This is a genomic window from Amycolatopsis sp. NPDC114503 (assembly GCF_055633655.1).
This window is the reverse complement of the sequence record NZ_JBVKDT010000020.1, coordinates 1-14,785: the sequence shown is the minus strand read 5'-3', so window position 1 is coordinate 14,785 and position 14,785 is coordinate 1. Positions and strand designations below refer to the sequence as shown.

Here is a 14,785-nt window from a genome sequence, read left to right as displayed (position 1 = left end):
CGCCTCAGGCCCGCACCGGCACCCGGGCGCGCCCGGTCAGCGCCTTGCTCCACGGCAGCCGACGCAGCACCTCGACGATCCCGAAGGTCAGCGCGATCGTCGCCGGGTACGCCACCAGCGTCGTCCACGGCGCGCCGAACCGGTCGCCGACGAAGACGAACAGCGGGTCCAGCAAGGCGATCGCGATCGGGTGGGTCAGGAACACCGCGAACGACCGGTTCACCGCCCAGGACACGAACCGCCCGCCGCGCTGCCTGCTCTCCGCCCACCGCGCGCCCGCCAGGTAGATCCCGGCGATCGCCGCGACGAACCACGGGATCAGGTACGGGCGGAAGGCGTCCGACGCCATCTCCGGCCACTCTCCGAAGTGGACACTCACGAAGTAGCCGGTCTCCCCGATCACGAGCCCGCCCGCCATCGCCAGCAGCACCCAGCGCGAATGCGTGCGCAGCCAGGCGTGCACCGCCTCGAAGTGGAGCGCCGCCGCGGTGCCGAGCAGCATGTAGAACTGGTACACGACGAAAGTCGCGAAGAACTGGCTCACAAAACCGTAGCCCAGCACTGCGGGCGGGTAGCTCATGAAGACCGCCACGGCCGCCTGGATCGCGCCGGAAACCGCGAGCACCGTCCACGGACGCCGCCGGATCAGGTCGAACAGCTTGGCCAGCAACGGGAAGAGCAGGTACACCTGCAGCGTCACCAGCATGAAATACATGTGGTACCAGGCGTTCCCGGTGAGCAGGTCGAGCCCGAGCGTGCGCAGCTGCGCGCCGACCGACCCGAACGGCTGGTCCGAGGTGATCACCGAATAGACCCGGTAGATGACCGTCCACACCACGTACGGCACAGCGACCAGAGGGAACCGCCTGCGCCAGAATTTCCCGGCCGCCACTGGGCGGTCCCGGTAGCCGAACACGAGCACGAACGCGGTCAGCGCGAAGAACGCCTCGCGGGTCAGGTGCAGCGGCGTCTGGAACGCGTCGGCGACGACGTCCTGCGGGAACGTCGTGGAGCCGATCACGTGGATGAGGATGACCAGAGCGAACGTGACGACGCGGTACAAATCGAGCTGCCGCAGGTGCGGCGATCTGGCGGGCGCCGGCTCGTCCGCGCGGACGAGCGGGATCTCGGTAGTGGTCATCGTTCGGCCGTGCTCCCGGGGTCGTTGGCGCTCATGGTGCCAGGCTCTCGTGCGCAGCTGTGAGCCACCCATGATCTTCCTGAGACTCGCCTGATGCCGCGCGGAACGGGTGTCGGGTCAGCCACACCCGTACGGGTGAATCGGCGCCACCCCGCGGCACCGGACCACTCGCCCCGCTTGGAACAGGCCGTTCGTCGGGCGTTTCCGGACACTTCACCACAAAACGCCCCGGCCTGGAAATTGGTCTAGTCCACAGTATTGACTCCGGCTGTGCCCTGGTTCACATTCGAATGCGGGCCGGCCCCCGCTCCTGCAGTGATCACCCGTTGTCCGACGCTTGCCGCGCATTCCGGTGCGGCGGGCGGGCTTCGCTTGTGCGAGGGAGAAACGCTTATGCCCCACCGGACCTTGAGACCGCTGGCCGTGGCCTGCGCCGCCGTGGCCGCCGTGGTCGTGGCCGGTCTCACCATCCTGGCCCGGCCCGCCCCGGCCACCGCGACGCCCGCGCCCTCCTCGGGAGGGACGCGCATCGCCTACTTCGACCAATGGAGCATTTACCAGAACGCTTACTACCTCAAGAACGTCGACAAGATCGCCGACAACATCGACTACCTGCTCTACGACTTCGAGAACATCGACCCGAACAACCTCACCTGCTTCGAGACGACCAAGGCGACGACCCCCGACCCCGGCGGCGAGGACGACCCGAACGCGGGCGACGGCGCGGGAGACCAGTTCGCCGACTACCAGAAGTCGTTCGGCTCGGACATCAGCGTCGACGGCTCCGCCGACACCTACAACATGCCGATCGTCGGCAACTTCCACCAGCTGCAGGAACTCAAGGCCCGGCACCCGAACCTGAAGGTGCTGCTGTCGCTCGGCGGCTGGACGTATTCGAAGTACTTCTCCGACGCCGCCGCTTCGGACTCTTCCCGCAAGAAGTTCGTCAGCTCCTGCATCGACATGTTCATCAAGGGCAACATCCCGAACGCCGGCGGCTTCGGCGGCCCCGGCACCGCCGCGAACATCTTCGACGGGTTCGACATCGACTGGGAGTACCCGGCGCACCCCGGCGGGCACACGGGCAACCACTACAGCCCCAACGACACCCAGAACTTCACCGCGCTGCTGGCCGAGTTCCGCAGCCAGATGGACGCGCTGGGCAAGCACTACGCGCTCTCGGCCGCCCTGCCCGGCGGCCAGGACAAGATCGCGAAGATCCAGACCGACAAGATCCACCAGTACATGGACTTCGCCGACCCGATGACCTACGACATGCACGGCGCGTGGGACAAGACCGGTCCGACGAACTTCCAGGACCCGCTCTACCCCTCGCCGAACGACCCGTCCACGCCCATCCCGCCGGGCACCGAGAAATACACCATCGATCAGGTGATGAAGGCGTACACGCAAGGCGATCCGGCGTACGGCATCCCCGGCGGGTTCCCGGCGTCGAAGCTGACCTTGGGCATTCCGTTCTACTATCGCGGCTGGACCGGCGTGCCCGCGGGCTCGAACCACGGGCTGTACCAGACAGCCACCGGCCCGTCCGCGCCGCATCCGTTGAGCGGCAACGTTCCCGGCGTGGCGATGTACAAGGAACTCTCCGGCGTGGTCGACAACCCGTCGACGACGTTCTGGGACCCGACAACGCAATCCGCGTGGTTCTACGACGGGACGAGCTTCTACGGCGGTTCGTCGAAACAGTCGATCAAGGCGCGCACCGACTACATCCATTGCAACGGCCTCGGCGGCGCGATGATGTTCTCGCTGTATGACCTCGACCCCGATTCGACGCTGTTCCACGCCGTCGTGGACGGGCTCGCCGCGCCGACGGAGGGCTGTTCCGGCCCGCCGCCGACCACCCCGACGACCCCCACCACGCCGACCACTCCGACAACGCCCACGACTCCGACCACTCCCACGACCCCGACCACGCCCACCACTCCGACCACTCCCACGACTCCGCCGGGCGGCCAGTGCACGGCGGCGGCCTGGGACTCCGGCAAGGTGTACAACGGCGGCGCGGTCGTGTCGTACAACAACCACACCTGGACGGCGAAGTGGTGGACGCAGGGCGAACAGCCCGGCAGCGCCGACGTCTGGACGGACAACGGAGCCTGCTCCGGCGGCGGCGGTCCCACGACCGCGTGCCCGGCGGCGTGGAACACCTCCCAGTCCTACAACGCCGGCGCGGTCGTGTCCTTCAACGGCCACCGCTGGTCCGCCAAGTGGTGGACGCGAGGCGAACAGCCCGGCAGTGCGGCGGTCTGGGCCGACAACGGCACCTGCTGACCCCGCAGTAGGCGCATGAATACCGGCGGCGGTGCCGGATTCCCTCCCCGAAGGGAATCCGGTGCCGCCGCCGATTTCTGTCTCCAGGCGGTCGCCGGAATCTTTTTGCACGGCAGACGCATGAATCGGCGGCGGCACCGGGTTTCCTCGCCCTCGAAGGGAAACCCCGTGCCGCCGCCGATTTTTGTGCGGGAGGCGGAAAGTCTTCGGCTCAGTTCCCCGACGTGGCCACACCAGGCGCGATCGCCTGCGCGTTGCCCGCGATCCCGTAACGGCCCGAACCGCCGTTGAGCTGTTCCTGCAACGCCAGCACCGTCGCCACCCGGCCGGCCGCCGAATCCGCGTTGTCCACAGTGGACAGGATCGACGTCGCCGAAGTGTCCGCGCGCACGACCCCGATCGGACCGGACCCCTCCGCCGAGCCCGGGTCGCCCGCGAGCACAGTGCCCGCGCCGGAACGGTCCATCTGCGCCGCGAACCGCGCGATCGTCGCGGCCCGGTCCCCAGCTCCGTCACCAGTCTCCTGAGCCCCGGTCAGCACGATCGCCAGCTGTGCGGGCTGCACGCCCTGGCTCGGCTTCACGAAACCGCCGTCGGTCAGCCCGCCGAGCGCGGCGGCCAATTCGTCGCCGCTCGACTGCGGTTTCGCGCTCGCCTTGTCCAGCAGCAGCGTCGAACCGAGCAGCGCGCCGGCGAGCGTGCCGGAGTCGCCCGCGGTCGGGAACTTCGCCCCGGCCGGCTGCAGCCGCGTGACGACGTCGCGCAGCTGGTCGGCCTTCGCCGGGTCGGTGAACGCGTTGGTGAGCTGCAGTTCGCCGGTCACCGAAGCGCCGGACTGGCCGACGAGCTTCTTGAGCGCGTCGCGGTCGGCCGGGCGCGCGTCCTGCGTGGTGACGATGACGACGCTGCGCTTGTCCAGCGCGCCCGCGACGACCTTCGGGCCCATGGTCCCGGCGAACGCGTCCGCGTCGGACAGCCGCGCGTTGAGCGCGTTGCGCTGCGCCTGGAGATCCGACACCTGCGTGCCGAGGTCTTTCTTCTGGTCCGAGAGCCCGGACAGCAGCGAACCGTTGAGCGCGGTCGAGCCCAGCACCACGCCGACGGCCAGCGCCAGGAAGCACGCGGTGATGGAAACGATGTGGTACCGCAGGGAAATCACGTGAAGAGACCCTTCACCCAGGCGACGAACGTGGACCAGGTGTGCTGGATCCACTCGAGATAGACGGAGCCGACGTCGGAGACCAGCAGCGCGGCCACGACGACGACGATGGCGGCGAGGACGAGCAGGGCGACCGCGCCGAGCGACACCCGGCTGCGGTGCAGCGTCGCGACGGCCTTGCCGTCGACCAGCTTGGTGCCGAGCTTGAGCCGCGTGAGGAACGTGGACGGGTTCGACCCGGACCGGCCGTGGTCGAGGAATTCCCGCAGCGTGGCCTGGAACCCGACGGTGACGACGAGGCTCGCCCCGTGCGCGTCGGCCAGCAGCAGGGCGAGGTCCTCGGCGTTGCCGGTCGCGGGGAAGGTGACCGCGCCGATGCCGAGGTCCTGGATCCGCTCGACGCCCGGCGCGTGCCCGTCCGGCTGCGCGGGGACGACGACCTCGCCGCCGCTGCGCAGCGTCGCGGTGCCGATCCCGGTCGGGTCGCCGACCATGACGTCCGGCTGGTAACCCTGCGCGCGCAGGGTGTCCGCGCCGGCGTCGACGCCGACCAGCACCGGCCGGTGCTCGCCGATGTACTTCTTGAGCTTCTTGAGGTCCTCGGCGTGCCCGGTCCCCGCGGCGACGACCAGCACGTGCCGGTCGCGCACCGGGACCTTCAGCTCGGGCACGCCGACGCCGTCGAGGATCAGCGTCCGCTCGCGGCGCAGGAACTCGATCGTGTTGGCGGAGAAGGCTTCCAGCTGGGTCGACATCCCGGCCTTGGCCTCGATCATCTGGTCGGCGACGCTTTCTGGGGTCTGCTCGACCCCGGTCGCCAGCTGCCGCTCCCCCAGGTAGACCGCGCCCTCGTGCACGCGCAGCTTCGTGCCGTCCTTGACGGTGCGCAGCAGTTCGCCGCCGACCGAGTCGATCAGCGGAACGCCCGCCGCCACCAGGATTTCCGGGCCGAGGTTGGGGAACCGGCCGGAAATCGACGGGGACGCGTTGACCACCGCGGCGACCTCGGCGGCGACCAGCGCGTCCGCGGTGGCCCGGTCGAGGTCGAGCTGGTCGAGCACGACGATGTCGCCCGCGCTGACCCGGCGCAGCAGCTCCCGCGTGCGCCGGTCGACCCGCGCGACACCGATGACGCCGGGAAGGGCTTCGTGGTTCCGCGCGAGAAGACCGGTGAGCTTCATGTGGCTGATGGTGACAAATTTGTGCCTGGGGACAGAGCCGACGCGCCGAAGCGGACATGACTCGTTGTGGTGAGCCATGTCGCGCGGGGCGCGGAGCCGGGGTTAACTGTGCGGTCCGCCCGCTCCGAAATCGAGGTTGGACCAGGGGCTCGCGGGATCGTTCAGCAGGCGGTGGCGGACCCGGGCGGCGCAGGCGTACTCCGGCCCGAATTCCTCGCCGTCGAGCGCGAGCAGCCTGCCCAGCACGTAACCGGTGGACAATTCCGCCCACGATCCGTGGTAGCGGCGGGCGATCGCGCCGGCCTCCAGCACCATCAGTTCCGCGGTGAGCGCGTCGCAATAGCCGACTGCCAACCCCCAGCGGGCCAGTTCGACCGCGCGCCCGACGTCCCAGCCGATGATGCTGTCCACCACGCCGTCCGGAGCGAGCAGGCCGTCGGCGCGGAACCGCTGCTCGTACCGCACGATCCGGCGCACGGCGTCGACGAGCGGCTCGGCCTGGTCCTCGGCGTCGTTGTCGGCGCACCACTGCCGGACCAGCTCGACCCAGCCGTAGACGTCCAGCGCCAGCCCGCTTCGAGCGCGCAGCACGAGCACGAGGTTTCCCGTGGTGAGCTGGTAGGAATCGCCGAGCAGCCGGTCCATCGCGGCTCGCCAGCTCGCCGCGTCCGCGACGCCCCACCAATCGCGCAGGCCGCGGACTTCGGCGACGTAATCGTGGTAGCGCGCGTCGAGGACGTTCCACGGCTCGGCCGACAGCACCGCCTGGTGCGCGCCGCACGCGAGCGCGTGCGCGACCGGACCGTCGAGAAGCCCGTACCGTGCCGTGTAAAGCCGCTCGACCTGCTGCTCCACCGCGGTGACCCGGTGCGGGTTCGCGTCGACCCACGGCAGCACAGCGTTCGCGCTCACCCGCCATTCGGCGAGCGTGCCGCGGTTGAACACGACCTGTTCCCCCAGGCCGAGACCGTGCGTGGCCCAGTCGAGATCGCCGCTGAGAAACACCACGTCCGCGCCGAAATCCGGCAGCGCGCCGCGGGTGAACACCTGCAGCGACGGTTCGCCGCCGTGCGCGCAGCAGGCTTTCGCGGGCGACCAGGTCCGCTCCTGCGCGAGCCGCTGCGCCTCGTCCCGGTGGATCGGCACGAACAGCTCCTCGTCGCCGAGGAGTTCGAGGAAGCGGTCGAGATCGTCCTCCCGCCGCGCGCGGGCGAGTTCGGCTTCGACGTCGGCCAGCGTGGCCCAGGTCATGGAATCCGCCTCAGCCCTTCTTCGCGCGCTTGCGCTTCGCGCCGGTGTTCTTCGCCTTGTCTTTCTCCGCGGTGGCAAGCAATTCCTCGGCGTGCGCGCGGCCGGTCTCGGTGCCGTCCATGCCCGCGAGCATCCGCGCCAGCTCGCGCACCCGGTCGCTCTGGTCGAGCGTCTTCACGCCGCTGCGCGTGACGCCGCCGCTGGTTCCCTTGTCCACCACCAAATGCTGGTCCGCGAACGCGGCGACCTGCGGAAGGTGCGTGACCACCAGGACCTGGTGGGTGCGCGCGAGCCGCGCGAGCCGCCGTCCGATCTCCACCGCGGCCCGGCCGCCGACCCCGGCGTCGACCTCGTCGAACACCAGCGTCTGCACGGTGTCCGCGTGCGCCAGCACGACCTCGATCGCGAGCATCACGCGCGACAGCTCACCGCCCGAGGCGGCCTTGTGCACCGGCAGCGGCGGCGCGCCGTTGTGCGCCCGCAGCAGCAGTTCCACCTCGTCGACGCCGTCCGGGCCCGCGTGCACCGCGTGCCCGTCGATCGCGAGCGCCTGCCGGTCGCCGTGCTCGGCCGGACGCTGTTCGACGGTGATCTCCAGCTCCGCCTGTCCCATCGCGAGACCGGACAGTTCCTTGGTGATCGCGGTCGCGAGTTCAGCGGCCGCCTTGCCGCGCGCGGCGGACACTTCGGTCGCGTGCGCGACCAGCTGCACGGCCAGCTCGTCGCGGCGCAAAGCCAGTGCCCCTAGAGCTTCTTCGGAGGTGTCCATCGACTCGAGCCTGCGCCGGGCGTCCTCGGCCCACGCCAGCACTCCGTCGACGTCCGCGGCGTACTTGCGGGTCAGCCGTTTGAGATCGGCCTGGCGCGAAAGCACCTTCTCCAGCAGCGCCGGGTCCGCGTCGAGGTTCTCGACGTAGCTGCCCAGCTCCGCGCCGACGTCGCTGAGCAGCGTGGAGGCTTCCTCCAGCCGCGGCACGAGGTCGCTCAGCGCGGAATCCTCCGCCGACACCAGCCGTCGCACCGCCTCGCCGACCAGGCCGAGCGCGCCCGGTGCGTCCGGGTCGCCGTCCTGCGCGCCGGACACCGCCGCGTGCGCCTCGGTGGCCGTCGCGCGGAGTTCGTCGACCGCGGCGAGCCGCTTGATCTGCTCGGTGAGCTCGACGTCCTCGCCCGGTTCGGGCGCGACCGCGTCGATCTCGTTCAGCCCGTGCTTCAGCAGGTCCGCCTGCTGCGCCATCTCGCGGGAGCGGTTGGAGCGCTCGCTCAGCTCGGTGAGCACGGCCAGCCATTCCTCGCGGACCTGGCGGTACAGCGCGAGCGGGCCGCCGACGTCCTCGCCGGCGAACCGGTCGATCACCGCGCGCTGCTCGGCCGGGCGCAGCAGCCGCAGCTGGTCGTTCTGCCCGTGCACGGCGATCACCTGCTCGGACAGCTCCGCCAGCACCCCGACCGGCACGGACCGGCCGCCGAGGTGCGCCCGCGAGCGCCCGTCGGCCGCGACCGTGCGCAGCGCGATGACGCTGCCGTCCTCGTCGACGTCGGCCCCCGAATCGGTGACGATGCGGGCGGCCGCGTCGTCCTTGCCCACGGTGAAGCGGCCCTCGACGAATGCCTTCAGCATCCCGTTCCGGACCTTCGACGCCTCGGCCCGTCCGCCCGAAAGCAGATGCAGCCCGGTGACGACCATGGTTTTGCCCGCACCCGTCTCACCGGTGACCACGGTGAAGCCCGCGTGCAGTTCCAGCAGGGCTTCCTCGATGACTCCGAGGCCCTGGATGCGCATCTCGGCCAGCACGACGCATACGGTAGCGGCCCGCACCGACCTTCTGTGCGTCCGAGGTCCGCTAACTCTTCTTTTCGCTGGTCGAACACTTGTGCGGGCGCGTCGCGAATCAGCTGCCCGGACGCTCCCCGCCGCGCCGGTCGCGCCAGCTGCGCACCGGCAGGCCGAACTTGTACACCAGCCGGTCGGTGAACACGCCGTCCCACAGCCGCACCAGCCGCACCGGCTGCCTGCCGCACACGACGCGCACGAGCGCGCCGGGAGGCAGGTCGAACGACCGCAGCCCGTCGCAGGTCAGCGCCGCTTTCGGGCCGGTCGGGTCGATGCCGACGGTGATCACCGACTCGGGCGACACGACCAGCGGCCGGGAGAACATCGCGTGCGCGTTGCTCGGCACCACGAGCAGCGCCTCGACGTCCGGCCACAGCACCGGCCCGCCCGCGGAGAAGGCGTACGCGGTGGAACCGGTCGGCGTCGCGCACAACACGCCGTCGCAGCCGAAAGACGACACCGGGCGGCCGTCGACCTCGATCAGCGCGTCGAGCACCCGCTCGCGGCTGAACTTCTCGACGCTGGCCTCGTTGAGCGCCCAGGTCCGGTAGATCTCGGCGCCGTCGGCGGTGACCGTGACGTCGACCGTCATCCGGTCCTCGACGTGGTACTCGCGGTCGACCACGCGCTGCACGGCGTCGGCGAGCGCGTCCGAATCGGCCTCGGCGAGGAAGCCGACGCGGCCGAGGTTGACGCCGAGCACCGGAACCTCGGCCGGACGGGCGAGTTCCGCCGCGCGCAGCAGGGTTCCGTCGCCGCCGAGCACGAACACGAGTTCGGCTCCCTCGGCCGGATTGTGCTCGGGCGCGACCACGGTGCACGGCTTGGCCATGCAGCCGTCCGGGTCGATCAGCCGGAGAACGTCCTCGTCGAGCACGCGAAGCCGGATCCCGGCCTTCGCGAATCGCTGGGACACCTCGCGGGCGGCCTCCCGGGTGGTGTCCCGGTCGGGGTGCACCACGAGGAGCACTTCACGTTCGGCGGTCACTGGGGTCCTTCCTGGACTGCGGCGCGAACGAGCCGCTCGGCATCCTCGGGGTCTCGGACACCGGCTTCTTCCGGCCCCGTTTTCCGGAGCCACACAAAGTATTCGACGTTCCCGGACGGCCCCGGCAACGGACTCGCGACGACCCCGCGCAGCGACAGGCCGAGCTTCGCGGCTTCGGCGAGCACGCTCAGCACGGATTCGGCGCGCAGTTCCGGATCGCGGACCACGCCGCCGCTGCCGAGCCGGTCCTTGCCGACCTCGAACTGCGGTTTGACCATCGGCAGCAGATCCGCGCCGTCGCGCGCGCATTCGGCGAGCGCGGGAAGCACGAGCTTCAGCGAGATGAAGGAAAGATCGCCGACGACGAGATCGACCTGGCCGCCGAGGACGTCCGGCGTCAGGTTGCGGGCGTTCGTGCGGTCGAGGACCACGACGCGATCGTCGGTCTGCAGCTTCCAGACAAGCAGCCCGCGCCCGACGTCCGCGGCGATGACCTTCTCCGCGCCGCCCCGCAGCAACACATCCGTGAACCCGCCAGTGGATGCGCCGGCGTCGAGACAGCGGCGGCCTTCGACGGTCAGCCCTTCCGGACCGAAACGTTCAAGCGCGCCAAGGAGTTTGTGCGCGCCGCGCGACGCCCAGCCCGGGTCGTCCTCGTCCTTCACGACGATCGGCGCGTCGTTTTCCACGCCGGTGGCGGGTTTCGTGGCGACCATGCCGCGCACGGTGACTTTGCCGCCGGTGATGAGCGCGGAGGCTTGTTCGCGGGAGCGGGCGAGTCCGCGCCGCACGAGTTCCGCGTCGAGCCTGGCCCGTTTGGCCACGCCGGTCAGACCTTGTCGATGCTGGACAGGGCCACGGTCAGCTCGGTGTGCACGGCCTCGAAGCGGTCCACGTGCTCGGCGGGCGGCAGCGTGTCGAGGTCGTCGAGCCCGGCGACGGCCTCGTCGATGCCCGCTCGCGGGTCAGTCTGCTGCGGGCCGGGTCCGGGGATCGGCGGGGGTCCGGGAACCGGCCGCGGAACGTTCGGGTGCACAGGCCCAAACTACCAGTCAGGCCAGCCCGAGCCCGGTCACTGCCGCCGCGGCCGCGTCGCCTTCCGCGCGCACCTGCACAACGCCGGTGCGCCACGCCGAATCGCACAGCGCGCGCAGCAGGTCGAGCTTGTCGCCTTCGCCGCGAACGGTCAGTACATCGCCCTCGCTGATCTCCCAGCCGGGCCGCTTGCCGACGCGCAATTCGTCCACCGGCTGCGCGAGCGCGGTGAGATCGGCGCCGAGATGAGTCGGCCGTTCCGCCGGAATCGCGGTGAGCAGCGTCGCCGGAGTCGCGATGCCGGTGAGAACGCACAACGAGTCCAACCCTGCCGCGACCGCGCCCGCGATGTCGGTGTCCAGCCGGTCCCCGACCACCAGCGGACGCTTCGCCTTCGCCGAGCGCGCCGCCGTTTCGAACAGCAACGGCTCCGGTTTCCCGGCGACCACCGGCTCCGCGCCGGTAGCGATCCGCAACGCTCCCACCATCGACCCGTTGCCCGGCATCAGCCCGCGCTCGGTGGGCAGCGTGGTGTCGGTGTTCGTCGCGACCCACAGCCCGCCCGCCCGGATCACGATGCTCGCCTCGGCGAGGTCCGCCCATCCGGTTTCCGGCGAATGTCCTTGCACCACCGCGGAAACGTCATCGCCCGCGGCCCGCACCGGCTCCAGCCCCGCCGCGGCGACCTGGTCGCCGAGCGAGGCCGTGCCGACAATCAGCACCTTCGCGCCGGCCGGCAGCCGGTCCCGCAGGAGCGCGGCTGCCGCCTGGGCGCTCGTGTGCACCTCTTCGGTGTCCGCGGTGATGCCGAGGTCCCGGAGGTGCTCGGCGACCGCGGACGGGGCCTTTGACGCATTGTTGGTCACGAACCGGACCGCCGTGCCTTGCTCGCGCACGGCGGCCACGGTTTCCGCGGCCCCGTCGATCACCTGCGGCCCGTGGTACACGGTGCCGTCGAGATCGAACAGCAGCGCGTCGTAGGCCACGTCAGTCATCCGACCCGTTCGGCTCGCCCGACTCGCTCGGCTCGCCTGAGTCGTTCGCCGCGTTCGATGCGTTCGCCTCGTTCGAGAGGTCCGCGGCGCGCTCGGCGGCGTCGGTCTCGTCCTCGGCGTCGGCCTCAGCGGCGTTCAGGAACCACTGGACGGCCTCTTCCTTGCGTCCGGCAGCCTCGAGGTTGTCGGCGTAGGCGTAGAACAGGCGCGCGCTCCACGGGTCGCGCTTGGCCGCTGCGAGGTCCGGCCCCTGCAGGGACACGACCGCCGCGTCCAGCTGCCCGAGGTCGCGCCGCGCACCCGCCGCGACGATCGCCAGCTCGACCTGAGTCGCCTTGGTGAGCCGTTCCTTGTCGGTCTCCTTGGCGAGGTCCAGGGCGCGCTCCGGACGGCCCAGCGCGCGCTCGGCGTCCGCGATGATCGCGATGTGCTCGTCGCTGCGCGTCATCCGCCGGACGGCGCGCAGTTCGGACAGCGCTTCCTGCCAGTTGCCCGCGTGGTAGGCGACCAGCCCGAGCCCTTCGCGCACGATCGGCACCCGCGACGCCTTGGTCTTCGCGTACCGGGCGTGCTCGAGTGCGGCCTCGGGGTCGTCGTCGACCAGCCCGCCCGCGGCGACCAGGTGCTTCCCGACGGTCTCCGCGAGCCCCTTCGGCAAGGTCCGCAGCTCCCGGCGGACCTCTTCGTCGAGGTCGGAGAACTCGATGTCCTCGGGCAGTTCGGGTGCTTCGAGCAGCTCGCGGGCGAGAGCGGCGTCCTGCTCCTCGACGGTCACCGGCCGCTTGGTGCGGGGACGGTCGTCCCTGCGGTCGCGCCGGTCGCGGCTGTCGCGGTTGTCCCGGCCGCCGCGGTCGCTGCGGTTGTCGCGCTCCCGACGGTCCTGCCGCTCGCCCCGGTCGTCGCGGTTGTCGCGGTTGTCCCGCTCGCCGCGGTCGTCCGCCTCGCGCCGTTCCTGGCCCTCAGCGGCCTCGGCAGTCTCGACGCGGTCCGCCGAACCCGACTCGACGCCAGCGCCGCCCGAGCCCGCAGTCACCTCGTCGACCACCGCCGATTCCCCGGCCGCAGCCGACGCGGTCTCCTCGGCCTCGTCCCGACGCCCGCGGAACCCGTCGTCCTGACGGTCCTTGCGGAAACCACTGTCGCGCTGGTCCTTCCGGAACCCGCCGGACTCGCCGTCCCGATCACGCCGGAACCCGCCCGGCCGCTCGTCCCGACGGTCCCCGCCCGGCCGCTTGCCGCCGGACCGGTCGTCACGCCGGTCGTTGCGGAACCCGCCGGAGCGGTCGTCTCGACGATCCCCGCGATAACCGCCCTCGTCCCGCCGGTCGTTGCGGAACCCGCCCGAACGGTCGTCCCGACGATCCCCGCGAGGACCGCTTTCATCGCGCCGGTCGTTGCGGAACCCACCCGGCCGGTCGTCCCGACGGTTGTCGCGGAACCCGCCGGAGCGGTCGTCCCGACGTTCCCCGCGGTAGCCGCCTTCGTCACGCCGGTCGCTGCGGAAGCCGCCCGAACGGTTGTCCCGACGGTCGTCGCGGTCGTTGCGGAACCCGCGGTCGTCGCGCCGATCTCCTCGGTTCGCGCCGGACCGATCGTCCCGGAATCCCCCGGTTCCCCGGTTCCCGCCACGGAATCCGCCGTCGCGCGGACCGCGGTCGTCCCGGTCCCGGTATCCGCCGGGCTTGCCGCCGCGGTCGTCGCGGAAACCGCCGGGCTTGCTTCCCCGGTCGTCGCGGAAACCGCCGGGCTTGCTTCCCCGGTCGTCACGGTAGCCGCCGCGCGCATCGCGATCGCCGGGCTTGCCGCCGCGGTTGTCGCGGTCGCCGTAGCCGCCGCGCCGGTCGTTGTCACGCCGGTCGTTGTCGCGGAATCCGCCGGACCCGCGCCGATCGTCGCGGAAACCGCCGCCCTGGGAGTCCTTGCCGCGGTATCCGCCCGAACTGCGCCGGTCGTCGCCGCCCGAGTACCCGCCACGACGGTCGTCGCCACCGCGACGGTCGTCGTTCCAGCGCCCGCCGGACCGCTCCCCGTACGAGGACTTGCCCTGCGGCCGTCCGCCGCGGTCGCCGTAGCCGGACTTCCCTTCCGGACGGCCCGAACGGTCACCGTAAGACTTGCCGGGCCCGCCGGAGCGCTCGCCGTACGAGGACCGGCCCTCCGAACGTTCGCCGTACGAGGACCGCCCCTCGGAACGATTGCCGTAGGACGAGCCTCGTTCCGGACGCCCGGAGCGGTCGCCGTAGGAGGACTTGCCGCCGGGTCCGCCGGAGCGCTCGCCGTAGGATTTGCCCTGCGGACGGTCGAAATCGCGCTTGCCGCGGGGGCGGAAGTCGCGGTCGTCGTCGCGTTTGCCGGCGTATCCGCCGCGCTGTTCGCGGGGACCGTCGCCGTGGCCGGGGCGGCCGGCGAAGCCGCCGGAACCGCGAGCACCGCGGTCGTCTCGGCGGGGCTTGCCCTGGTGAGCGTTGTCCCGCCCGCCGCGGTCCTGCCGCGCGCCGCGCCGGTCTCCCCGGGGCGCGTCGGACCTGCCGCCGCGGGAGTCCTGGTCGCGGCGTCCCGACCGACCGGACCCCTCATCCGCTGAGTCACGTCGACCGAACTCGGACACCTGGCCTCCTGCCATAGACAACTCTGGAATTCTGAGGACGGCCCCCGGTACGAGGGCCAATTGACTATCGTACGGGCCCGTTCGGAGCAACCTCGCGCGGGCGGACCTGAGGCCGCCGGCGCGCTGCTCGAGCGGACGCGAACATGAGTCTGGGCCCCGGGAGAACCGCGTGGGTTCTCGACCGGGGCCCAGACCATTCAAAGTAAGTTCGGCGGTGTCCTACTCTCCCACAACCCTTCGGTTGCAGTACCATCGGCGCAGTCAGGCTTAGCTTCCGGGTTCGGAATGGGACCGGGCG

General features: G+C 71.1%; 11 protein-coding genes and 1 rRNA gene. 1 reads left to right on the top strand and 11 read right to left on the bottom strand.

Annotation, left to right across the window (positions count from 1 at the left end; genetic code table 11):
- Positions 1–4: 4 nt before the first annotated feature.
- Positions 5–1,141 carry an acyltransferase gene (locus ACZ7OI_RS45805; RefSeq protein ID WP_470270384.1) on the bottom strand — a complete coding sequence of 379 codons (1,137 nt, stop codon included), beginning with the start codon at positions 1,139–1,141 and terminating at the stop codon, positions 5–7.
- A gap of 393 nt (positions 1,142–1,534) precedes the next feature.
- Between ACZ7OI_RS45805 and ACZ7OI_RS45800 the strand changes: the two genes are divergently transcribed.
- On the top strand, positions 1,535–3,436 hold the full coding sequence (locus ACZ7OI_RS45800) for a glycosyl hydrolase family 18 protein (RefSeq protein WP_470270383.1): 1,902 nt from the start codon (positions 1,535–1,537) through the stop codon (positions 3,434–3,436).
- 211 nt (positions 3,437–3,647) lie between these two features.
- Here the strand turns inward: ACZ7OI_RS45800 and ACZ7OI_RS45795 are convergent, their stop codons facing one another.
- The 10 genes from ACZ7OI_RS45795 to rrf form a co-directional block, all read right to left on the bottom strand.
- Positions 3,648–4,595, bottom strand: a complete 948-nt coding sequence (locus tag ACZ7OI_RS45795) for a copper transporter (protein ID WP_470270382.1) — start codon at positions 4,593–4,595, stop codon at positions 3,648–3,650.
- Positions 4,592–5,776 carry a putative cytokinetic ring protein SteA gene (gene steA / locus ACZ7OI_RS45790; RefSeq protein ID WP_370936331.1) on the bottom strand — a complete coding sequence of 395 codons (1,185 nt, stop codon included), beginning with the start codon at positions 5,774–5,776 and terminating at the stop codon, positions 4,592–4,594. The genes ACZ7OI_RS45795 and steA overlap by 4 nt, the downstream gene beginning before the upstream one ends.
- A gap of 102 nt (positions 5,777–5,878) precedes the next feature.
- Positions 5,879–7,027: a DUF1266 domain-containing protein gene (locus ACZ7OI_RS45785; protein WP_470270381.1), complete on the bottom strand. Its 1,149-nt coding sequence runs from the start codon at positions 7,025–7,027 to the stop codon at positions 5,879–5,881.
- A 10-nt stretch (positions 7,028–7,037) separates the two neighbouring features.
- The gene (recN, locus tag ACZ7OI_RS45780; RefSeq protein WP_470270380.1) at positions 7,038–8,822 is read right to left on the bottom strand and encodes a DNA repair protein RecN; all 1,785 of its coding nucleotides are present in this window, start codon (positions 8,820–8,822) and stop codon (positions 7,038–7,040) included.
- Between the two features lie 97 nt (positions 8,823–8,919).
- Entirely contained in the window at positions 8,920–9,849 is a 930-nt protein-coding gene (locus ACZ7OI_RS45775; protein WP_470270379.1) for an NAD kinase, read from the bottom strand.
- The gene (locus ACZ7OI_RS45770; protein WP_470270378.1) at positions 9,846–10,673 is read right to left on the bottom strand and encodes a TlyA family RNA methyltransferase; all 828 of its coding nucleotides are present in this window, start codon (positions 10,671–10,673) and stop codon (positions 9,846–9,848) included. The genes ACZ7OI_RS45775 and ACZ7OI_RS45770 overlap by 4 nt, the downstream gene beginning before the upstream one ends.
- A 5-nt stretch (positions 10,674–10,678) precedes the next feature.
- Positions 10,679–10,885, bottom strand: coding sequence for a hypothetical protein (locus tag ACZ7OI_RS45765; protein ID WP_009079580.1), 207 nt, complete (start codon positions 10,883–10,885; stop codon positions 10,679–10,681).
- Positions 10,886–10,901: 16 nt separating this feature from the next.
- Positions 10,902–11,879 (bottom strand): HAD-IIA family hydrolase, encoded by a 978-nt coding sequence (locus ACZ7OI_RS45760; protein ID WP_470270377.1) that lies wholly within the window; start codon positions 11,877–11,879, stop codon positions 10,902–10,904.
- Positions 11,872–14,487 carry a tetratricopeptide repeat protein gene (locus tag ACZ7OI_RS45755; protein WP_470270376.1) on the bottom strand — a complete coding sequence of 872 codons (2,616 nt, stop codon included), beginning with the start codon at positions 14,485–14,487 and terminating at the stop codon, positions 11,872–11,874. The genes ACZ7OI_RS45760 and ACZ7OI_RS45755 overlap by 8 nt, the downstream gene beginning before the upstream one ends.
- Positions 14,488–14,693: 206 nt before the next feature.
- A 5S ribosomal RNA gene (gene rrf / locus ACZ7OI_RS45750) occupies positions 14,694–14,785 on the bottom strand; the annotation flags it as partial.